Consider the following 20,989-nt stretch of genomic DNA (forward strand, 5'->3'; position numbering starts at 1 on the left):
TTGGAATTTAAATTTGATTTATTCTTCAGTTGCAGGAGCAGCAGCTTCAACAGCTGGTGCAGCTTCTACAGCAGGAGTAGCAGTAGCTTCTTCTGTTGTAGCTTCAGTTTCTTTTTCAGAACCTCTGTCAGAAAGACCGTCGATTACAGCAGCAGTAACTAAAGATAAAATTTTGTCAATTGATTTAGAAGCATCATCATTTGCAGGAATAACGTAATCAACCTCTCTTGGGTCAGAATTCGTATCAACCATTGCGAAAACTGGAATGTTTAATTTTTGTGCTTCTTTTATTGCGATATGTTCAGCTTTGATATCTACTACGAACAATGCAGCTGGTAGTCTAGACATGTCAGCAATTGAACCTAAGTTTTTCTCTAGTTTCGCACGTAGACGATCAACTTGCAAACGCTCTTTTTTAGATAACGTCATGAAAGTACCATCTTTCTTCATTTTATCAATAGAAGACATTTTTTTAACTGCCTTTCTGATAGTTACAAAGTTAGTTAGCATTCCACCAGGCCATCTTTCAGTGATGTAAGGCATGTTTGCAGCTTTTGCTTTTTCAGCAACGATGTCTTTTGCTTGTTTTTTGGTAGCTACGAATAAGATTTTTCTACCTGATGCAGCGATTTTTTTCAAAGCTTCGTTAGCTTCTTCAATTTTAGCTGCAGTTTTATATAGATTGATAATGTGAATACCATTACGCTCCATATAAATGTAAGGGGCCATATTTGGATCCCATTTTCTAGTCATGTGTCCAAAGTGAACACCTGCTTCTAGTAAGTCTTTTACTTCTATTTTGTTTGCCATTTTTGTACTAGTTTACGTTCTGTTGATTAGCAATGTGTAAATGGCGGTTTCCCAGGCTTTATACATTTAGATGCTAAACTATTTCCTACCTCGATAGGAGAGCAACAACAACTGTGTTTTTTAATTTCAATAAATAATTGATCATGTCTTGTCCTAATTGAACAAGACAGGTAATATTAACGTTTAGAGAATTGGAATCTCTTACGAGCTTTCTTCTGACCGAATTTCTTACGTTCAACCATTCTTGGATCTCTTGTTAATAAACCTTCTGGTTTTAAGATAGCTCTGTTTTCAGCATTTACTTCACACATAACGCGTGCTAATGCCATTCTTACAGCTTCTGCCTGACCAGTTGAACCACCTCCGTAAACGTTTACTTTAACATCAAAGTTGTTTACATTTTCTGTCATAGACATTGGTTGTAAAACTTTGTATTGTAAAGTTGCAGTTGGAAAGTAAGTTGCGAATTCTTTTTTGTTTACAGTGATTTTTCCTGTTCCTTCAGAAACATATACACGTGCAACAGCGGTTTTTCTTCTACCGATTTTGTGAATAACTCCCATTACTTAAGATCGTTTAGGTTAACAGTTCTAGGTTTTTGAGCTCCTTGTTTGTGCTCAGGTCCTACAACAACATTTAGATTTCTAAAAAGTTCAGCTCCTAATTTATTTTTAGGTAACATTCCTTTTACAGCTTTCTCTACTAATAATGCAGGGTTTTTAGATTGCAATACTTTAGCAGTTAAAGTTCTTTGTCCTCCTGGGTAACCTGTATGACGCATGTAAATTTTGTCATTCATTTTTGTACCTGTAAGGTTAATTTTTTCTGAGTTGATAACAATTACGTTATCTCCACAGTCAACGTGCGGTGTGTAACTTGGTTTGTACTTACCTCTTAAGATCATAGCAACCTTTGAAGCAAGACGACCTAAGTTATGACCTTCAGCGTCTACAACGATCCACTCTTTCGTTACAGTGGCTTTGTTAGCTGAAATTGTCTTGTAGCTTAATGCGTCCATAATATTATTTTAATTAAACATTCCATCCCCAATAAAGGGGATGCAAAAGTACAATTAATTATTTTAAAACCAAATACCTTAAAAGAATATTTTATCTGCTGAAAATCAGGGCATCAGTTTTCTATTTAAAACAATAAAAAAAAACCACCTTCACAATAACGCGAAGGTGGTTCAATATTTAGAATTGTTTTTACTAAACAATAAATAAATTTGCAATGTCAACGACTTGTTGTGTCGTAAGTGGTTCATCATAAGCTTCTGAGCCTGCAGCAGGTCCAAATGCAGCAGAGGTATTAAATCCTGCCTGCACAGTTACTCCCTCGCCATCATAAACGGCTTGGGTTGCAGGAGGCATTCCTGTGCCTCGTTCACTATTCGAAATCCAGCCTTTTAATCCTCTTAATCTTCGTACTTCAGATGCATGACGTGCTTCTACAGAATGAATTTGCAATGCAGCTGTTAATAAGTCCGGTGCTGTGATTAAATTTGCTGCCTGACCTTTATAAGCTCTTACGCCTGTATCTTCAAAAGCTTGTGCCAATGCTAAAAAGGTTTGATAGTTGCTAAACGGGTCAAATGCTCCGCCAACGGTGAAATCAAAAGTAGGTTTAGCAACGAAGTTTGCGCTTCCTGGTCCTCCCAATCCTGCAATTAAAAATTTAACATGACTAGACTCATGCGCTGCTATTTGCTGAAAAACTTTTAAATCACGACCTCCATTTTCAGATGCAGGAATTACCCCTGAATCTAATGCCATTGCATAGAATTCGTTTTCCAGGTATTCTAATGTTAATGCAAATTGCAAGGCTCCAATAGGTGTAGCCGGCGTTGCAGTAATATCTTTTGCTAATGCTTTATTTGCCATAGCTGATAATCCAAATGGGATTGATGCATATGCCAGTGTTTTTCCTATGTTTCCAAACTGATTAAAACTATCTCTTCGAGAGCTGGTGCTTCTCATTAAGCTATCATCAGTAAATGTTTCTATAAATTTTAAAATATTCATAATTTCTAAGTTTTAGCTAGTTAAGATTAAGGTAAATATTTGGCAGTAAATTTTGTGGTAATAAAACCTCCGGCAATTGGCAGAATTTTAGAAGGGTCTTTAGCAACATCTAAACCAGTAGATGCACTAATGATATCGTCACCGGCAAAATCCTTAGAATTAGGATTAATCAAACTTCTAATAGCTGCTGCATGTCTGGCTTCTACTGAGACAATTTTTCCTGCTAATAGTAAGTAATCAGCACTTTTAATTAATTTTCCGGCTCCGTTATAAGCAGCAACTCCTGTGTCTTCTAGTGCTTTTGCTGTTGCAAGAACTTCGGTACGGCTATTAAAGTTCAGAGAACCATAATTAAAAGCTAGTGTAGGAAGTAATTGTGAGCTTGGATTTGGAAGTGCTCCGGATAAAGCAGCTTTAAAAAAGTCTCTGTGAATTACTTCGTGATGATACAAATCAGTTAAAACCTGACGTTCAGTATCATTAAAGGCACTGTTAAAACTTGTAGAATTTACAACTTTAGTATAAAAGTCGGCTTCTAGTTGTTCAAGAGCATAAGCATAAGTTAATACTCCAAAATCTCCAGAGCCTAAATCAAAAACACCATTTCTAACTCCTGGCAGCGACGTATCTTCAGGTCCGTTGTCATTATCATCATTGCTGCAACCAGCTATTACGAGACCTGCGCCTGCTAATGCCAGACCGCTGAGCTTAAGAAAGCTCCTTCTGTTATTCAATGAAGGGTCAACCTCATGAATTTTAACTTCGTTTTTCATAATCAAGGTTTTTTAAAAAAGGTTAATAACATGTATTAAGGTATTAACGAAATTTTTGTAAGTGCGGTTTTGAGAAATCGAGTTATTTTTATTTTATTTCGGAAAGACCTTATATTTTTAAATACTGGTAGGTGATTTTTGTTTTATTTTAGGTAATTCTACTATATTTGTATTAATTACATAAAATTATTTTTAAATGAAAGCTAAAGCAACTCTAAAACAAATTGCGAAAGAATTAGGTGTTTCTGTGTCTACGGTTTCTAAGGCATTAAACGATAGTCCGGAAATTAGTGAGCAAACGAAGGTGAAGATTAAGGAGTATGCCAAACTCAAAAATTATAAACCGAATGTTATTGGTCTGAATTTAAAGAATCGTAAGACCAAAACAATTGGTGTAATTATACCTAATATATTAAACTCCTTTTTTGCAAAGGTTTTTAGTGGTATCGAAAAAGTAGCCGATAAAAAAGGATATAATGTAATTACCTGTATTTCGAATGAATCTTTAGAGAAAGAAATTCATACACTTGAAATGCTAAGCAACGGAACAATCGACGGATTTATCCTTTCTGTTTCTGAAGAAGCTCAAAAATTGCAAGATTACAGTCACTTTTCGGCGATTATAAACGACGGAACTCCAATTGTAATGTTTGATCGTATTGCAGATGAAGTAGAATGTGATAAAGTTGTAGTTGATGATTTCGATTCGGCTTTAAACTCTACTCAGCATTTAATTAATTTAGGATGTAAAAATATCGCCTTGATCTCTTCTGTTGATAATTTAAGCGTTGGAAAATTAAGAGCAGATGGATATTTGAAAGCTTTGGCTGATAATAATATTCTGGTAAACGAAAAGATTATTCTTCGTACCGATTCTGAGGATGATATGAAAGCTAAAATTGATGCCATTTTCGATCATAAAATTGATGCTATTTTTGCTTTGGATGAAAATGATTCAGTTGCTGCTTTACGCGTAAGTTTGAAAAAAGGGTATAAAGTTCCTGAAGATATATCAATAATAGGTTTTGCTGATGGAATCTTAGCTTCAAGACGTTTATCGCCAAGTTTAACAACAGTAAGCCAACACGGAATCGAAATTGGAGAAGTTGCTGCCAAACAATTAATCAAACGTTTAGAAGAATCAGAAGAAGAAACTTCCGATTATGAAACCATTGTTATCAAGACGAAGTTGAAAGAACGAGAATCAACAAGAAAAGTATAAATATCTATATAGATTATAAAAAAAAGACTGTCCGAGAAGACAGTCTTTTTTTTGTTTATACAATTTTTGTCATTTCGACGAAGGAGAAATCACACTCGGGATTCGACAAAGATTGTCGATTTTGATTGTAGAGTTTCTAGTGTGATTTCTCCTTCGTCGAAATGACAAGATTGGGTAGAAATCTAAAATCTACAATCAAAAATCTTAAATAAATTAATGCGCTGCCAGCCAATCCAGACCTAAACCAAGTTCTACATCTAAAGGAACACTCATCATAAATGCGTTTTCCATTTCATGTTTAATCATAGGTTGGATTTTTTCGAGTTCGTCATTATGAACATCGAACACAAGCTCATCATGAACCTGAAGTAACATTCTGGATTTCCAGTTTTCTTCTTTTAGTTTTTTATGAATGTTGATCATTGCGATTTTAATAACATCGGCAGCACTTCCCTGAATCGGTGCGTTTACAGCATTTCTTTCGGCAGCACTACGAACTACAGCATTTGCAGAGTTGATGTCTTTTAAATATCTACGACGTCCAAGGATAGTTTGTACATATCCTTTTTCGCGGGCAAATTCTATTTGCTCATTAATATAAGATCTTAATCTTGGATATGTTTTGTAATACGCTTCGATCAAAGCAGCACTTTCGCTACGTGATAATGAAGTTTGATTGCTTAGTCCAAAAGCAGAAACACCGTAAATAATACCAAAGTTTACTGTTTTAGCATTACTTCTTTGTTCGCGTGAAACTTCTTCTAAAGGAACATCAAATACTTTTGCAGCGGTTGCTTTATGAATGTCTTCTCCGTTCTGGAAAGCGGCAATCATGTTTTCTTCGCCACTTAATGCGGCAATAATTCTTAATTCTATTTGCGAGTAATCGGCAGATATTAAAGTATGGTTTTCATCGCGGGCAACAAATGCCTTACGAATCTGACGGCCTCTTTCTGTACGAATTGGAATATTTTGCAAGTTCGGATTATTAGAACTCAAACGGCCTGTAGCCGCAACAGTTTGCATATAATCCGTATGAACGCGTAAAGTCTTTTTGTCTACTTGTTCCGGCAAAGCAAGGATATAAGTGCTTTGCAATTTTACCATTTGACGCCAATCCAGAATTTGTTTTACAATTGGGTTGTCATTTGCTAAATATGTCAAAACTTCTTCGCCAGTTGCATATTGACCCGTTTTGGTTTTCTTTTGTTTTGCTCCGCCAATTTTTAGTTTATCAAATAAGATATCTCCTAATTGTTTTGGAGAAGCCAGATTGAATTTTTCTCCTGCAGTTTCGTATATTTTTTCTTCCAGAGATTTAATCTCGATTTCCATTTCTTTAGACATTATGCTTAAAAACTCAACATCTAAACGAATTCCTTCGGTTTCCATATCGGCCAAAACACTAACTAACGGAATTTCGATTTCATCGAATAATTTTTTAGTCTCGGTTTTGTCTAATTCAGCAGTAAAAATCTCTTTTAATTGTAATGTAATATCGGCATCTTCGGCAGCATATTCCTTGATTTCTTCAAGTGCAACGTCGCGCATTGTGAGTTGGTTTTTTCCCTTTTTACCAATTAAAGTTTCAATTGATTTTGGAGAATACTTCAAATAGGTTTCGGCTAAAATATCCATATTATGACGCATATCCGGATTGATTAGATAATGCGCAATCATGGTGTCAAAAAGCTTTCCTTTTACGACAACTCCATAATTAGAAAGGATTTTTAGGTCATATTTTAAGTTCTGACCAATTTTTTCGATGTTTTCATTCTCAAAAAACGGCTTGAACTTATCTACTAAAGTCTGAGCTTCTTCCTGGCTTTCCGGAAACGGAACGTAAAATGCTTTTCCTTTTTCATAAGCAAAAGACATTCCAACCAATTCAGCATGCAAAGCATCCAGACCAGTAGTTTCAGTGTCAAAGCAAACAGAAGTCTGTTTTTGTAAATTTTGTAACAATAATTTAATTCCTAAATCACCTTCTACAGCTTGATAGGAGTGAGGTGTGTTTTCTAAGGTATTATAAAACGAAGTTCTTTCTTCGGTATTTTCATCTATAGTTGCACCGCCGCCAAAAAGATCAAATTGATCTTCGTTTTTAGGTTGTGGTTTTTTGTATAATTTGGCTTCATCACCTTTATTGGCTAATTCGTTTCCACCACCAAATTTAAACAGATTATCAAATTGTTCTGCCATTCTTCTAAATTCCAATTCCTGAAAAATAGCATCTGTCTTTTCGATATCAGGACGTGAAAGTTCATAATCATTTTCATTAAAAACAACATCGCAATCACATATAATAGTAGCCAGTTTTTTAGATAAAATACCTTTTTCTTTATTGGCTTCGATATTCTCTTTCATTTTGCCTTTTAGTAAATGGGTATTTTCTAAAAGATTTTCCATCGAACCAAATTCTTTCAAAAACTTTTTGGCAGTTACTTCACCAACTCCTGGTAATCCCGGAATATTGTCGACAGCATCTCCCATCATTCCAAGAAAATCAATTACTTGTTCCGGTTTTTCGATTTCGAATTTTGCCAAAACTTCTGGAACTCCCCAGATTTCTATACCATTTCCCATTCGGGCTGGCTTATACATAAAGATATTTTCAGACACTAATTGTGCAAAATCCTTGTCCGGAGTCACCATAAAAACTTTGTAGTTTTCTTTTTCGGCTTGTTTCGCAATTGTTCCAATCAAATCATCGGCTTCACAGCCTTCTATTTCGATAATAGGAATATGCATTGCTCTTAATAAATCCTGTATATAAGGTATAGCAATTTTAATTGCTTCTGGAGTAGCATCCCGATTGGCTTTGTATTCAACAAACATTTCAGTTCTTACATGGCTTCCTCCTTTATCAAAAGCTACAGCCAAATGGTCTGGTTTTTCACGTTTAATAACATCCAAAAGCGAATTCATGAATCCCATAATCGCTGATGTATCCATTCCTTTAGAGTTAATTCGCGGATTTTTTATAAAGGCATAATAACCACGAAAAATTAAAGCGTAAGCATCGAGAAGAAAAAGACGTTTTTGAGTTGACATAAAAAAAAATATTAGTGTGTAAAAATAAACAATTGGGTTTTAAAAATGATTCGGTTCTGAAAAATAAACGCAAATTTAAAATGAGATTGGTTTTCTATCCTAATATGTAGAGGCGCACAGCAGTACGTCTATGGTTTAGGAGAATTTTAGTATGATAAGAGTTAAATTATTTGTTTGTATCCTAATAAAAGACGCATTGCTGTGCGCCTTACATTGTAATAGAAAGCACATCAATAGTTAATGTCAAGTTAAAATATTTAGCGCCAGGGATTTCTTCATTTTGTCTTCATATTACAGAGGTACATTTGATCTGTAAAATAAAAGGTATTAATTTTTAAATAGTAGAAATCATGAGAAATTTATTGATGTTATTAGTAGCAGTTTTAGGTACAAGTGTGATGGTAAGTGCTTTTCCTGCAAAAGATGTTAAAGCAGCTCCTGCAAAAGAAGTTAAAGCGACAAAACACCCAAAAACCAAATCTGATAAAAAAGTGAAATCAGAAAAAAGCGAAGCTACAAAAGTAGAGAGTGCTAAAGTAAAAAAATAAGAAAAGGTTGTTGTAAAATAAAAGGTTAATTAATTTAAAATTTAAAAATCATGAAAAATTTATTGATGTTATTAGTAGCAGTTTTAGGAACAACTGCAATGGTGAGTGCACAAACAACTCCAACTCAGGCTGCCCCTGCAAAAGAAGTTAAAGCTACAAAACACCACAAAAACAAAGGAGATAAAAAAGAAAAAGCGGAGGCCCCAAAAGCAGAAGCGACTAAAATGAAATAATAAAAGTTGGTTTTGTTTTGCTTTCAAAGAATTGTAAAGGAGGCAAAACAGAAGTAATGATTATTAGAATGCAGATGGAGAAAGCTGGTAAAGAAATTTATCAGCTTTTTTTGATTCGTTAATTTTTTAATAATGCGCAATAATTTTTTTTAGAATTGCTTAAATTTATTTGCGCTTAAACGCTGTATTATGAATATTCTAATTGTTGAAGATAATAAGGAGCTTGCTGTTGAAGTTTATGATTTTTTATGCAACACAGGTTACGTTTGCAAGATTGCCCATACTTGCAGCGATGCTCTTGAAGAAGTGAATAGTAACGATTATGATGCGATGCTTCTTGATCTTGGTTTGCCTGACGGAGATGGATTTGAGGTTTTAAAAACGGTTCGTAAATCAAAGTCAAAAATGGCCGTTATTGTACTTACGGCACGAGGCGAATTAGATGACAGGATAAATGGTTTGCATCTTGGTGCAGATGATTATTTGACAAAACCTTTTGCGCTGACAGAACTTAGCGCACGATTATTTGCTGTAATTCGCAGGATTCATGGATTTACTTTGAATAGTTTGAGTATTCACGGATTTTTATTGCAGCTTCAGGATTATAAAGTGAGTTATAGCGAAACACCTATTAGTCTTACCAAAAAAGAATTTGATATTTTTCAATATCTGGTTTTAAATAAAAACAGGGTAATTACGAGATTGCAATTGACAGAGCATATCTGGGGAGACATTCTGGAAGTGAATTCAGACTCTAATTTTATTGATGTTCATGTTCGAAATCTTCGAAAAAAACTGGACAAACATACCGCAATAGAGTGGTTCGAAACAGTAAGAAATGTTGGTTATCGTATAAATGAGTAAACAAATATTGTGAAGATAAAACATCAACTGGCGATTTTTAATGCACTAACAAGATTGTTGGTAATTTTAGTATTATGGCTTATGTTGCCAATATTGGTCGAAAATGTTGTTTACAGACATATTAATAATGGATTGCTGGAGAAAAAGCAAAAATTTATTGAGCATTTAGATCAAAATGAAATTAATGATTTTATCGAAAACTCAGATGATTCGACAGAAACATATTCGCAGTTTTCTACACTGCACAGTGAGTTTCTGGTGCTTTCGAAATCTCCTGTAAAAGCCAATCAAAAAAAAGCTGTTTTTAATAATGAATACCGCATTATCGAAGGTGAAGAAAATGAATACAGAATTCTTCAATATCATTTTATTTACGAAAATCAAGGTTATCAACTCGAAATAGGGAGTAGTCTTAGTGAGGTAAATGATCTTACTTTTATAATCAGGTTTTTTATTATAATTGTATTTGTGGTCATATTATTCATAACTTTTCTGGCAGATACTTTTTACATAGAATACCTGCTGAAGCCTTTTTATAAAATCATTGATACAAAAATAAGGCGTGTTAACGAACCTGAAGCTTTTGATCATACACCAATAAAGGCCAGATCGAGGGATTTTAGGGAACTAGATTTTGTTTTAAATCAAATGATGGATCGTATCACGGAGCTTTTTAAAAAAGAAAAACAATTCATATCAAATGTTTCTCATGAATTGCTTACACCAATTGCCTTACTTAAAAATAAGTTCGAGAACCTGCTTCAAAACGATTCGTTAGATGATAATGCTTTTGATAAAATTGCAGGTTCGTTAAGAACATTGGATATGCTGAAAAAAATAATCAATAATTTATTGTTGATTTCCAGAATCGAAAATAATCAATACGAGGCAAATGAGAATATAAATTTTCATGAGATTATTACTGATCTGCAAGAAGATTTACAAGATCGTATTGATGATAGGGAAATTCGGTTTTTAAATAAAATGGATCATGATTTTACCTTTACAGGAAATAAAACGCTTATTCATATTCTGATTTATAATCTGGTTACCAATGCCATTAAATACAATAAACCAAAAGGAAGCATTGAAGTAGCAGACGGTGTTTTAGAAAACAATTATTTTATTTCTATAAAAGATTCCGGAATAGGAATGACTACTTCTCAAATTGAAAACATATTCAACAGATTCGCCAGAATTAGTTCAGATCAGGAAGGGCAGGGCTTAGGGCTTGCTATTGCAGCCAGTATTGCTTCTTTTCATCATATTGAGATAAAAGTGGTTTCCCAGATAAACGAAGGAACAACCTTTATGTTATTGTTTCCTGAAGCCTAAAAAATACAATTAAAAGTTAATTTTTTCAAAGTCGTATAATCTTCATTTTGTCTTCATTTAACGAATATATCTTTGAGGTATAATAAATGAAAATAGTAATAATCATAAAAACTTCAAATCATGAAAAAATTAGTAATGTTAGTAGTATTAGTTTTAGGAACAACTGGAATGGTAAACGCTCAGACTACTCCAGTTCAAACAACTCCTGTAAAAGAAGCTAAAGCGCCTAAGAAAGACAAAAAAGCAGATAAAAAAGCTAAAAAAGCCGAAGCTAAACCAGAAGCAGCTAAGCCAGAAGCTAAAAAATAAAACAGCACATGTTTGTGAAGGCAAACCGTGTTGTGGATTATAAAGGTTTTAAAAAATTTGGTAGAGAAAAAGCTGGTAGAGAAATCTATCAGCTTTTTGTTTTATTTCAGTTAAAATTTTGATAATAAAAAGCAATAAAAAATTCATTCTTTGTTACTTTGCTTAAAACTATAAATAATGATCTTACGTTTTGTAATTCTGTGTGCTCTTTTTTTATTTATTGAGTTCTATTCTTATCAAGCCTTTCGTACCTTAGTAAAATTGAGATGGGTTTTGGTGAGTTATCAAATTATAAGTTTACTGCTTTTAATTTTTATCATTTACTCTTTTACACAATTTGATCGTTCTGTTGGACAGACCAAACAAACCATGTTTACAATGGGTTTGATGTTATTGGTATATGTTCCTAAAATAGTTTTGACGCTTGTGATGTTTGGTGAAGATATTTTTAGGATTGGAGCAAGTATTTTGAATTATTTCATGTATAATGTTCCAAGAAAAGACATTATGCCGGACAGAAGAAAGTTTATTAGTCAAGTGGCATTAGGGTTGGCTGCCGTTCCTTTTTTATCATTGCTTTACGGAATTTTTGAAGGTAAGTATAATTTTAAAGTTTTTAAGCAGACTATCTATTTTCCTGATTTACCGGATGCATTTGATGGTTTTAAAATTACTCAGATCTCAGACGTTCATAGCGGAAGTTTTGATAATCCGGATAAAATAAATTATGCCATTGATTTGATTAATGAGCAGGAAGCAGATATGATTTTGTTTACAGGCGATATTGTAAATACTCATGCCAAAGAAATGCATCCATGGCTGGAGACTTTCAATAGAATAAAAGAGTATAAATACGGAAAATTTTCAGTTTTAGGAAATCATGATTATGGCGAATATGTAACATGGCCTTCTGAAAAACAAAAAGACGAAAACTTTCAGGAAATAAAAAGCCTTTACGGGCAGATAGGTTTTGAGCTTTTGCTTAATGAACATACTTATATTCAAAAAGGCGATGATAAAATTGCTTTGATTGGAGTAGAGAATTGGGGTCAGAATTTTAAGAAAGCAGGAGATTTAAATAAAGCGTCTCAAAACGTGCATCAGGATGATTTTAAGGTGTTGATGAGTCATGATCCGAGTCATTGGGAATATGAAATAAAAAACCACCCTAAAAACTTTCATTTGACTTTGTCAGGTCATACGCATGGTATGCAATTTGGAATTGAAATTCCGGGATATTTCAAATGGAGTCTGGCTCAGTATATTTACAAACAATGGGCAGGTTTATATGAAAACGTTGGCCGTTATGTTTATGTAAATCGCGGATTTGGTTTTCATGCTTATCCCGGTAGAGTGGGTATTATGCCCGAAATTACAGTGATTGAACTAAAAAAAGGGAACAATGTGGCTTAATTCGTTAAAAATGCTACATTTGTATATAACTATCTCTTTTTAACAGAATAAAAAAGAATTAAATTTTTGGTTTTATGTCAAAATTTGGAGAACTTATAAATGCTCAAGTCCCAGTGTTAATTGATTTTTACACGGATTGGAATGAATCATCGGTATCGATGCATCCTGTAATTAAGGATGTTGCGGCTGCACTAGGCGATAAAGCCAAAGTGATTAAGATAGATGTAGATAAAAATCAGGAATTGGCAGAAGCGTTGCGTATAAAAGGATTACCTACTTTAATGATTTATAAAGAAGGGCAAATGATATGGAGACAATCAGGTGAACTTGATGCAAATACAATTATAGGAATTGTTCAGGAACAATTCAGTTTATAAATACTACCCTTTGTGATGTTATTTAGTGAATAATGTCAAATGTATAGCCGTTTTCCTTTAAAAAATGTAAAGTTTTAGGCAATGCAAATTTTAAATTAGGTGAAGCTTTTATGCTGTCATGAAATACAATTACACTTCCTGATTTTACGTTTTTAGTAACGTTTTCAAGGCACTTTTCAGGAGTAATAGTCTGATCAAAATCAGCGCTTAAAACATCCCACATAATTATTTTGTACCCTAGTTTTCTTAGGATTTTGGATTGTGCTTTTTTGATTTTCCCGTAAGGCGGGCGAAATATCATGTTGCACGTTTTTTCTTCTTCTAAAATAGCAGCACAGTTTTTTACATTCTCAATATAATCATTGTTATTGCTTTTCCATCCATTTACATGGTTCATGGTATGGTTTCCTATAGAATGTCCTTCAGTAATTAATTTTTCGAATAAAGCCAGGTTGGCTTTTATGTTTTTTCCTATGCAGAAGAAAGTAGCTTTTGCATCAAACTTTTTCAATTCAGATAAAACCCAATCTGTAATCTCCGGAGTTGGGCCATCATCAAAAGTCAGGTATATTTTCTTTTCGTTGTTTGGAATATCCCAACAATATTTAGAAAATACCCTTTTGATAAATGAATTAGTTTTTACCCAATAAAAGCTCATTTTGATTTGATTTACAGATATGTAAAAATAAAAAATGCAACGCTATTTATCAAATTGCGCTGCATTTTTTTAATTGCTATGTTTTTCGTATATTATTCTTTTTCTCTTCCAAAACGTTCAAAAACATTAACATAAGTATTAAATGTCGTTTTCTGTTTTTCGTAGAAACCAAGATCTTTATTTTCTTTCATAACTTGTAATAAACTTCTGTAACGCTCAATATCTGTAATGATATCAATTGCAAGGTCAGTTTGATCAACAGGCGTTAATGTTGCATAATAATTTAGTTCCTCTTTATATTTCTGAACTAGCTTGTTTAGTAAATCTTGTGCTTTTGCAGTATCTCCAACTTTATAATATCCTCCGGCAAATGGCTCTACTAAAGAATAGTATCCAAATTTATCCAAAGGCATTTTTGTCATCGCTAAATTGATAATGTTTTTGGCTTTGTCAATTTTACCTTCTGCAATAAGCTGGTTCATTAAACGAGATAAATTCGTGCGATAAGTTATGCTGTTTCTTCTGGTTTCCGGATCGTGATAAATTTTATCACTTTCGCTATTACCCCAATCCCATTTCATTACAATATCATACATCTTGTCGGCATCAATTTGTCCCATATCCATTGGTCCGCCATCTTTTGAAGGCGTATTTTTTACAGGAACTAATTTATAGACCATTCCGTCTAATTGTAAATAATCCTTAAGCCATAAATAATCCTCATCGTCAAAAGCACCTCCGCTAAAATAAATTGGTCTTTTCCAATTGTTGTTAGCAAGAATGTCCAGCATCATTAAACGATTTTTGTATATAGCGCTTCCTTTAATGTCAATATCCATGTAGGGTACGATAGAATCGTTATACTTAGGGTTCACAACTTTGTTTTTGATAATTGTATTTTTATCAACAGGAACTCTGATTTTATTTGTTGGATAAAAGTGAATTGTCTGTCCGTTTTGTAAACCTACAGTCGATTTTGGGTTTTTAATGAAGCTAATAAAGTCATTAATGTTCCAACGAGTTTCAATTTTTGGTATGTGAGCTACATAATCCAGTTTATCTCCAACATATTCATCGTGTGTAAAAGATATTGGTAAAGGATCAGATTCATAAGCTTTTGCTTTCATTTGATCAATGTACCAATCTGTCATAAATAAACTCGTATTTACAATCTTAACATCTGTTCTAATGCCTTCAATTTCCTGCGCATACCATAACGGGAACGTATCATTGTCTCCAATGGTAAATAAAATTGCATCTTTATCACAGGAATTCAAATACGCTTTTGCCATTGCAACCGCAGTATATTTTCCTGATCTGTCGTGATCGTCCCAGTTTTGAGCGGCCATTAAAACAGGAGCTGCTAATAAACTTGCGCCAATAATAATTGGTCCTGCAATTTTAGGGGCAATATATTTCTGAATACTTTCATAGAGCGAATAAACCCCAAATCCTATCCAGATCGCAAATACATAAAACGATCCTACAAGGGCATAATCTCTTTCACGAGGCTCAAAAGGTCTTTCGTTCAGGTATATTTTTAAGGCAATTCCGGTAAATAAAAATAAAGCTAAAAGCACATAAAAGCTTTTAAGATCTTTATTAGCATGATACATTAGTCCTATAAGACCAAGAATAAAAGGCAGGAAGAAATAAACGTTTCTTCCTTTGTTGTTTAAAACATCTGATGGTAAGTTGTCCTGAGAACCAAGGTGTAATGAGTCAAGCGCTTTTATACCGCTAATCCAGTTTCCGTCAAGATTATCATATTTACCCTGAACATCACTTTGACGTCCAACGAAATTCCACATTAGATACCTCCAATACATATATCCAAATTGATATTCGAACATAAAACTGAAATTATCAACAGCCGATGGCTTTTCGATAATTAAATAATCACCGTAACTTTTCAAGAATTTTGTATAGCCTTCGTTGTCAATTTGCTTTTGAGCATATGCTTTTCTGAATTCAGAAACTGTTTTTTCAACTTCATTGCGCAATTGCGCTGTCGCTTTATTGTATTCTTCTTCGCTTAACTGGCTAGGATCAATTCCGTATTTGCCTAAATCCTGTTCATAATCATAGTTAGGATTTATTTTAAATTTAGGAGGATTTGTAAAGCTAATATAGTTTTGAATGTGTCCTGTTTCAGTGCTCCACATTCTTGGCAGAATCGTTTTTTGGTTATCGTCAGTATTTTGTTCTGCGTTTTTGAAATTATTGGTAATGATATATTTACCAGTTTTATAATCTCTCTCGTAGTTAGGTTTTTTGTCTAAATAAGGTGTTTTTGCATCAAGACCAGAGAAAACTTCTGTGTATTGAGGGCCGTAAAACAAAGGATTTACTCCATATTGCTCACGATTGTAATAAGCTAAAACCTCTGCAGCATCTGATGGTTTGTTCTCGTTAATTACTGTGTTTGCGTTAGCACGAACAGGTAACATCATCCAGGTAGAGAATCCGATAAAAATAAATAAGATGCAAAGAATTATGGTGTTATAGAAAACCAGGCCTTTTTGTTTGGTGTATTTTAATCCAAAATAAAAGAATGCAATTAATATTAGGGCTACAAATATAGTTCCGGAGTTAAAAGGCAATCCAATACTGTTAACCATAAAAACTTCAGTATCTGCAAAAGCTTCCATTGTTAGCGGTAAAAGCAGTTTGAATATAAATAGCAAAATACCAATTACTACAACATTGGCAATAAGAAAGTTTTTGATTGTAACTTTTTCGTAATGTTTGAAATAGTAAAGAAAACCTATCGAAGGAATAGTTAAAAGTGCCATAAAGTGAACTCCAAATGAAAGTCCTACTACTAATGAAATAACCAATAACCATTTGTTTCCTTTTGGTTTATCCATATCTTGTTCCCAGCGTAAACCAAGCCAGAAAAGCAATGCAATTAATAAAGAAGCCATTGCATAAACTTCGGCTTCAACTGCATTAAACCAGAAACTGTCAGAGAAAGTGTAGGCAAGAGCCCCAACAAAAGAGCTTCCTAATATAACAATCGAATTGTTTTGATTGATTTCTGAAAAACGCTCTATAATCTTTTTCAAAATCATAGATGAAGACCAGAATAAAAACAAAATAGTAAAAGCGCTTGAAAAAACAGACATCATATTAACCATCACGGCTACATGTTGGGCATCGATAGCAAACATGGCAAAAAATGCGCCCATCATCTGGAATAAAGGTGCTCCCGGAGGGTGACCAACTTCTAGTTTAGCTGCTGTGGCAATATATTCGCCACAATCCCAAAAACTCATAGTGGGTTCAACTGTTAATGTATAGGTAATTAATGCGATTGCAAATGCAAACCAACCAATAATTGTATTCCATTTATTGAAATTGAATTGTGCCATATTTAGGTGTTATAATTATGTATGTTTTCTATCCTACAAAGAAAATGTTTTTTTGTTGAAAGAGAAGAGCATTAACATAAAATTCTGCAAAAGTATTTGTTTGTAGTAATGCGTTGTTTGTGAAATACTTGTAGAATTATTACGGATTGTTGAGATGGAAAAATGAAAAAAAATGATTTTTTTTTGTCAAAAAGTTTGCGCAAACTAAAAAAAGCTTTAAATTTGCACTCGCTTAACAGCAACGCTGGTCTATGGTGTAATGGTAACACAACTGTTTTTGGTGCAGTCTTTCAAGGTTCGAGTCCTTGTAGACCAACATAAAAAGCCTCTCAATCGAGAGGCTTTTTTATTCAAAAATAAAGTTGTGCAAACTAAAAAAAGCTTTAAATTTGCATTCGCGTAAGCATTCTTATTGGTCTATGGTGTAATGGTAACACAACTGTTTTTGGTGCAGTCTTTCAAGGTTCGAGTCCTTGTAGACCAACATAAAAAGCCTCTCAATTGAGAGGCTTTTTTTATGCAATAAACTTTTTTATTGGTGTTTTTTATTTCTAAGATCTATTTTGTTGATTTTGAATTGGCTTATTTCGTAAATAAAGAAGATGGGACAATTCCGAATTTCTTTTTAAATGAAAATGAAAAATGCGATAAGTCTTCGAAGCCCACGCCAATATAGACTTCTGATGGAGATTTTCCCTGCTTGATTAAGTAATATGCTTCTTGCAGTCTTTTGTTTAAAAGCCATTTTCCGGGTGTTTCCTGAAATGTCTTTTGAAAGTCTCTTTTAAAAGTAGCTAAACTTCTGCCGGTGAGATATGCAAAACGGGTAAGATGAACGTTGAAATGAAAATTCTTATTCATAAAAGCTTCAAGATCGATTTTGCCGGGCTCATTAAAATCAAATAAGATATCTTTTAATTCTGGATTTACTTTAAGTAAAAGATGTACGGCTTCTTTTATTTTTAAATTAAATAATCCTTCGTTATTTTCTTGTTCTACTTCGAGGTAAGATATCAGTGATTCCATAAAAGCTTTATAAAGAGGATTTGGTGTTAATGAAATCATGGCTTTAGAATCTGTTTTCTTGCTGATTCTAAAGTCGTACTCTTTGCTTATTTCACGTAAGATTTCCTGATCTAAGAAAAGAGAGATTGTTTTGAATTCACCTCCTTCGGGTGGAATTTTAATAAATTTTGCTAAATGGTTTCTTTTGCTAAAACGAAAATCACCTTCTTTTGAAATGTAGCTATTCTTGCTGTCAGAAGCGATCATTTCTCCTGAAATCTGGTAACTAAATACATGTTCCGGTATAAAGTTTTCTCCTTCACGACTTCTTGCGTAGTAGCAGGAGTAGAGTATTTTGGGTTTTGTGATTGGTTTTGCTGTCATAACGTAAAGTTACTAAAAGATCCGGAAATCTTACTTGTGAAGGCTTCCGGATCCGGTTTATTTATCGAATTAATGCTTTTGGTTCAAGATATGCTTCAAGACCAATTGTTCCAAATTCCCTGCCTATTCCTGATTGTTTAAATCCTCCAAAAGGCGCCATGGGATCATGACCTATTCCGTTTATTTGTACGCGGCCAGCATTTATTTGTGAGGCAACGCTATGAGCTCTTTTTTCGTCTGATGAGCTTATATATGCTTGTAGTCCGTAATTAGTGTCATTGGCAATTTCAATGGCTTCTTCTTCGGTTTTGTAAGTTATAATAGATAAAACAGGACCAAAAATTTCTTCTCTTGCAATTCGCATTTGATTGTTTACGTTTGCAAAAACGGTTGGTTTTACAAAGTTTCCTTTTTCTAATCCTTCTGGTTTACCTAAACCTCCAATTAGTATTTCGGCACCTTCATCGATTCCAATCTGGATGTAATTTTGAACGCGTTCATATTGTTTTAGGCTTACCATTGGGCCAACTGCTGTTGTTTTGTTTTTTGGATTGTCAACAATAGTATTTGAGACGACTTCTTTTATTAATTTTTTTACCTCTTCGAATCGATTTTCCGGAACTAACAATCTGGTTCCGGCAATACATGCCTGTCCGCTATTCATATAAGCGGCAATGACGGCAAGCGGAATTGCTTTTGAAAAATCAGCATCATCAAGAATGATATTAGGTGATTTTCCTCCAAGTTCCAGTGTAACACGCTTCATGGTTTCTACTGCTTCTTTAGCGATAATTTTTCCAACATTTGTAGATCCGGTAAAAGAGATTTTTGCAACATCAGGATTTCGGCTTATTTCTGCACCAACTATTTCGCCTAATCCATTAACGATATTAAAAACTCCTTTTGGCAATCCTGCTTCGTGAAGACATTCTGTCATTAATTGAGTTTGTTGCGCGCTCATTTCGCTTGGTTTAATCACTGTAGTGCATCCTGCGGCAATTGCGGTTGATAATTTGCTGGCAATAAAACCATTGCTGGAATTCCAAGGAATAATTATTCCAACTACACCAATCGGCGTCATCTGAACCTCAGATTCTCCCATGGTTTTGGTGAAACTGTAAGTATTTAATAAGTTTATTGCCGAGTCGAAGCTTTTTAACATATAATCAAAACTTATAGTCGAAAATTGTAATGTTCCGCCGTATTCTTCAATCATAACATCGATAAAATCTTCTTTTCTTTTTTCGATAGAAGCCTGAATGTTTTTTAAATACTGAATTCTCTCTGTTGTTGTGGTTTTAGAAAAACTTTTAAAAGCTTCTTTAGCTGCGGCTATCGCGTTTTTAGTATCATCCTCATTTCCTAAAAGCACCTGTCCTAATTTTTCATTTGTGGTTGGGCTGATAAGGTCAAAATATTGTTTTCCTTGTGGAGTTATAAATTCTCCGTTAATGTAAATTTTGTCTATTGATTTCATGTTGTATTTTTTATGAATTTTATTTGACAAAGATCTGGATTAACGGGACGGTCAGCTTTGTTGTAAAGCTCAAATAAGCTTTGTTAAAAAGCTCATTATTTAAGTAGTTTTTAATAATGAGAAATTGAAAAAAAGAAAAAGTGGTGTATATAAAAAAACCTTTCGGCTGAAAGGTTTGTGTTTGAGAGTTGAAATAATGTTATTTAAATTTTAAAAGTTATCACAGGTTTTACAGCATGATTTACCAGGCCTTCACTAATGCTTCCGTTAAAAAAATGAGCAAAACCGGTTCTTCCGTGCGTGCACATTCCGATAATGTCTGTGTTTATACTGTTCGAAAAATTGATAATTCCTTTTTCAATATTAGTGTCGTTATAAATGTGGGTTTCGTAGTTAACAAGGTTGAATTCAGATACGAATTCATTCATTGTTTTTTCTATTGTATGAGTTGGTTTAAAGCTGTTTGGCGTGCAAATGGTTACCAAATGTATTTTAGATTCAAAGAATTTGGTAAAATTTAAAAGTTTTTGAAAAGGTTTTTTAGCTTCATCTGAAAAATCAGATGCAAAAACGATATTTGACGCGTTAAAATTTGCAGCGTCTTTTTTAATAACTAAGACAGGAATTTCAGAATTACGAACCACTTTTTCAGTATTAGAGCCAATTAATAGTTCTTCAATTCCTGAAGATCCGTGAGATCCCATTATTATTAAATCAACATCATAATCTTTGCTTACTTGTGAAATTCCATGAATAGGCTTGTCCATTTTTACGATTTCAGTTACCGGAATCCCGTCTAAATACGGTCGTGAAGAAACTTCGTCAAGCATTTCATTGGCTTTTTTCATAAAAAGCATGGTTTCGGGAATACTTGCGCCACCAAGTACTGCATCGTTCATTTGGCTTGGTAATTCAAGCATGTGTAAAACGATGATTTCAGAGTTGTTTTTTTTAGCAATTTGCGCAGCAACTTTTAGGGCGTCTTCAGCATGTTCTGAGAAGTCGGTAGGTACTAGAATTCGTTTCATAGTTTTTTGGGTTAAATAATGTGAAATTCTATTGTTTTAATGCTCTTATAAAGATAAGAAATATTTTTAGAGCAATCTATTTATTTTGATTTATAAAAAAA

Annotated in this window: 19 protein-coding genes and 2 tRNA genes; 10 read left to right on the forward strand and 11 right to left on the reverse strand. The window is 33.7% G+C overall.

The window, feature by feature from the left end; translation table 11 throughout:
* Nucleotides 1-18: 18 nt before the first annotated feature.
* The 5 genes from rpsB to ASF10_RS03060 all read right to left on the reverse strand — a co-directional run bounded on the left by rpsB (nucleotide 19) and on the right by ASF10_RS03060 (nucleotide 3,607).
* Nucleotides 19-810, reverse strand: a complete 792-nt coding sequence (gene rpsB, locus ASF10_RS03040) for a 30S ribosomal protein S2 (protein ID WP_056245232.1) — start codon at nucleotides 808-810, stop codon at nucleotides 19-21.
* A 176-nt stretch (nucleotides 811-986) separates the two neighbouring features.
* Entirely contained in the window at nucleotides 987-1,373 is a 387-nt protein-coding gene (gene rpsI / locus ASF10_RS03045; RefSeq protein ID WP_007808909.1) for a 30S ribosomal protein S9, read from the reverse strand.
* Nucleotides 1,373-1,828 (reverse strand): 50S ribosomal protein L13, encoded by a 456-nt coding sequence (gene rplM / locus ASF10_RS03050; protein WP_056245235.1) that lies wholly within the window; start codon nucleotides 1,826-1,828, stop codon nucleotides 1,373-1,375. Before rplM ends, rpsI begins: the two co-directional genes overlap by 1 nt.
* 193 nt (nucleotides 1,829-2,021) lie before the next feature.
* The gene (locus ASF10_RS03055) at nucleotides 2,022-2,834 is read right to left on the reverse strand and encodes a ferritin-like domain-containing protein (RefSeq protein ID WP_056245237.1); all 813 of its coding nucleotides are present in this window, start codon (nucleotides 2,832-2,834) and stop codon (nucleotides 2,022-2,024) included.
* 26 nt (nucleotides 2,835-2,860) lie between these two features.
* On the reverse strand, nucleotides 2,861-3,607 hold the full coding sequence (locus ASF10_RS03060) for a ferritin-like domain-containing protein (RefSeq protein ID WP_056245240.1): 747 nt from the start codon (nucleotides 3,605-3,607) through the stop codon (nucleotides 2,861-2,863).
* 196 nt (nucleotides 3,608-3,803) lie between these two features.
* On the opposite strand from ASF10_RS03060, the gene ASF10_RS03065 reads away from it, so the two are divergent.
* Entirely contained in the window at nucleotides 3,804-4,829 is a 1,026-nt protein-coding gene (locus tag ASF10_RS03065) for a LacI family DNA-binding transcriptional regulator (RefSeq protein ID WP_056245243.1), read from the forward strand.
* Between the two features lie 213 nt (nucleotides 4,830-5,042).
* Here the strand turns inward: ASF10_RS03065 and polA are convergent, their stop codons facing one another.
* Complete coding sequence (gene polA / locus ASF10_RS03070) at nucleotides 5,043-7,883, reverse strand: DNA polymerase I (RefSeq protein ID WP_056245245.1); 2,841 nt, start codon at nucleotides 7,881-7,883, stop codon at nucleotides 5,043-5,045.
* Between the two features lie 350 nt (nucleotides 7,884-8,233).
* Between polA and ASF10_RS03075 the strand changes: the two genes are divergently transcribed.
* The 7 genes from ASF10_RS03075 (at nucleotide 8,234) to ASF10_RS03105 (ending at nucleotide 12,962) form a co-directional block, all read left to right on the forward strand.
* Nucleotides 8,234-8,431: a hypothetical protein gene (locus tag ASF10_RS03075; protein ID WP_056245248.1), complete on the forward strand. Its 198-nt coding sequence runs from the start codon at nucleotides 8,234-8,236 to the stop codon at nucleotides 8,429-8,431.
* A gap of 50 nt (nucleotides 8,432-8,481) precedes the next feature.
* Complete coding sequence (locus tag ASF10_RS03080) at nucleotides 8,482-8,664, forward strand: hypothetical protein (RefSeq protein WP_056245251.1); 183 nt, start codon at nucleotides 8,482-8,484, stop codon at nucleotides 8,662-8,664.
* A gap of 189 nt (nucleotides 8,665-8,853) precedes the next feature.
* The gene (locus ASF10_RS03085) at nucleotides 8,854-9,528 is read left to right on the forward strand and encodes a response regulator transcription factor (RefSeq protein ID WP_056245255.1); all 675 of its coding nucleotides are present in this window, start codon (nucleotides 8,854-8,856) and stop codon (nucleotides 9,526-9,528) included.
* Between the two features lie 9 nt (nucleotides 9,529-9,537).
* Nucleotides 9,538-10,863, forward strand: a complete 1,326-nt coding sequence (locus ASF10_RS03090; protein ID WP_241774887.1) for a sensor histidine kinase — start codon at nucleotides 9,538-9,540, stop codon at nucleotides 10,861-10,863.
* Nucleotides 10,864-10,983: 120 nt separating this feature from the next.
* The gene (locus tag ASF10_RS03095; protein WP_056245262.1) at nucleotides 10,984-11,172 is read left to right on the forward strand and encodes a hypothetical protein; all 189 of its coding nucleotides are present in this window, start codon (nucleotides 10,984-10,986) and stop codon (nucleotides 11,170-11,172) included.
* A 177-nt stretch (nucleotides 11,173-11,349) separates the two neighbouring features.
* Nucleotides 11,350-12,585 carry a metallophosphoesterase gene (locus tag ASF10_RS03100; protein WP_056245265.1) on the forward strand — a complete coding sequence of 412 codons (1,236 nt, stop codon included), beginning with the start codon at nucleotides 11,350-11,352 and terminating at the stop codon, nucleotides 12,583-12,585.
* 74 nt (nucleotides 12,586-12,659) lie between these two features.
* Nucleotides 12,660-12,962 (forward strand): thioredoxin family protein, encoded by a 303-nt coding sequence (locus tag ASF10_RS03105; RefSeq protein WP_007803883.1) that lies wholly within the window; start codon nucleotides 12,660-12,662, stop codon nucleotides 12,960-12,962.
* 22 nt (nucleotides 12,963-12,984) lie between these two features.
* On the opposite strand, the gene ASF10_RS03110 is transcribed toward ASF10_RS03105, so the two are convergent.
* Together ASF10_RS03110 and ASF10_RS03115 are read right to left on the reverse strand one after the other, a co-directional pair.
* Nucleotides 12,985-13,620 (reverse strand): polysaccharide deacetylase family protein, encoded by a 636-nt coding sequence (locus tag ASF10_RS03110; RefSeq protein WP_056245268.1) that lies wholly within the window; start codon nucleotides 13,618-13,620, stop codon nucleotides 12,985-12,987.
* Between the two features lie 92 nt (nucleotides 13,621-13,712).
* Entirely contained in the window at nucleotides 13,713-16,994 is a 3,282-nt protein-coding gene (locus ASF10_RS03115) for a DUF2723 domain-containing protein (protein ID WP_056245270.1), read from the reverse strand.
* Nucleotides 16,995-17,239: 245 nt separating this feature from the next.
* Here ASF10_RS03115 and ASF10_RS03120 point away from each other — a divergent pair.
* Nucleotides 17,240-17,310: transfer RNA gene (locus tag ASF10_RS03120), tRNA-Gln, on the forward strand.
* Nucleotides 17,311-17,407: 97 nt separating this feature from the next.
* Nucleotides 17,408-17,478 (forward strand) — tRNA-Gln (locus ASF10_RS03125).
* Nucleotides 17,479-17,576: 98 nt separating this feature from the next.
* Here ASF10_RS03125 and ASF10_RS03130 read toward each other — a convergent pair.
* From ASF10_RS03130 to ASF10_RS03140, 3 genes are all read right to left on the reverse strand, one after another.
* On the reverse strand, nucleotides 17,577-18,383 hold the full coding sequence (locus ASF10_RS03130) for a helix-turn-helix domain-containing protein (protein WP_056245275.1): 807 nt from the start codon (nucleotides 18,381-18,383) through the stop codon (nucleotides 17,577-17,579).
* A 61-nt stretch (nucleotides 18,384-18,444) separates the two neighbouring features.
* On the reverse strand, nucleotides 18,445-19,860 hold the full coding sequence (locus ASF10_RS03135) for an aldehyde dehydrogenase family protein (RefSeq protein ID WP_056245276.1): 1,416 nt from the start codon (nucleotides 19,858-19,860) through the stop codon (nucleotides 18,445-18,447).
* A gap of 203 nt (nucleotides 19,861-20,063) precedes the next feature.
* Entirely contained in the window at nucleotides 20,064-20,888 is an 825-nt protein-coding gene (locus tag ASF10_RS03140) for a universal stress protein (protein ID WP_056245279.1), read from the reverse strand.
* Nucleotides 20,889-20,989: the final 101 nt, after the last annotated feature.

Source organism: Flavobacterium sp. Leaf82 (assembly GCF_001422725.1).
In the GTDB taxonomy this organism is placed as follows: domain Bacteria; phylum Bacteroidota; class Bacteroidia; order Flavobacteriales; family Flavobacteriaceae; genus Flavobacterium.

Bases quoted from the DNA above. Each gene is read 5' to 3' on its own strand.
- ASF10_RS03095 (WP_056245262.1), top strand. From the start codon at position 10,984: ATGAAAAAATTAGTAATGTTAGTAGTATTAGTTTTAGGAACAACTGGA.
- ASF10_RS03080 (WP_056245251.1), top strand. From the start codon at position 8,482: ATGAAAAATTTATTGATGTTATTAGTAGCAGTTTTAGGAACAACTGCA.
- ASF10_RS03060 (WP_056245240.1), bottom strand. From the start codon at position 3,607: ATGAAAAACGAAGTTAAAATTCATGAGGTTGACCCTTCATTGAATAAC.
- ASF10_RS03115 (WP_056245270.1), bottom strand. From the start codon at position 16,994: ATGGCACAATTCAATTTCAATAAATGGAATACAATTATTGGTTGGTTT.
- ASF10_RS03065 (WP_056245243.1), top strand. From the start codon at position 3,804: ATGAAAGCTAAAGCAACTCTAAAACAAATTGCGAAAGAATTAGGTGTT.
- ASF10_RS03075 (WP_056245248.1), top strand. From the start codon at position 8,234: ATGAGAAATTTATTGATGTTATTAGTAGCAGTTTTAGGTACAAGTGTG.
- ASF10_RS03140 (WP_056245279.1), bottom strand. From the start codon at position 20,888: ATGAAACGAATTCTAGTACCTACCGACTTCTCAGAACATGCTGAAGAC.
- ASF10_RS03130 (WP_056245275.1), bottom strand. From the start codon at position 18,383: ATGACAGCAAAACCAATCACAAAACCCAAAATACTCTACTCCTGCTAC.
- ASF10_RS03100 (WP_056245265.1), top strand. From the start codon at position 11,350: ATGATCTTACGTTTTGTAATTCTGTGTGCTCTTTTTTTATTTATTGAG.
- rpsI (WP_007808909.1), bottom strand. From the start codon at position 1,373: ATGGGAGTTATTCACAAAATCGGTAGAAGAAAAACCGCTGTTGCACGT.
- ASF10_RS03085 (WP_056245255.1), top strand. From the start codon at position 8,854: ATGAATATTCTAATTGTTGAAGATAATAAGGAGCTTGCTGTTGAAGTT.
- ASF10_RS03055 (WP_056245237.1), bottom strand. From the start codon at position 2,834: ATGAATATTTTAAAATTTATAGAAACATTTACTGATGATAGCTTAATG.
- polA (WP_056245245.1), bottom strand. From the start codon at position 7,883: ATGTCAACTCAAAAACGTCTTTTTCTTCTCGATGCTTACGCTTTAATT.
- ASF10_RS03135 (WP_056245276.1), bottom strand. From the start codon at position 19,860: ATGAAATCAATAGACAAAATTTACATTAACGGAGAATTTATAACTCCA.
- ASF10_RS03110 (WP_056245268.1), bottom strand. From the start codon at position 13,620: ATGAGCTTTTATTGGGTAAAAACTAATTCATTTATCAAAAGGGTATTT.
- rplM (WP_056245235.1), bottom strand. From the start codon at position 1,828: ATGGACGCATTAAGCTACAAGACAATTTCAGCTAACAAAGCCACTGTA.
- ASF10_RS03105 (WP_007803883.1), top strand. From the start codon at position 12,660: ATGTCAAAATTTGGAGAACTTATAAATGCTCAAGTCCCAGTGTTAATT.
- rpsB (WP_056245232.1), bottom strand. From the start codon at position 810: ATGGCAAACAAAATAGAAGTAAAAGACTTACTAGAAGCAGGTGTTCAC.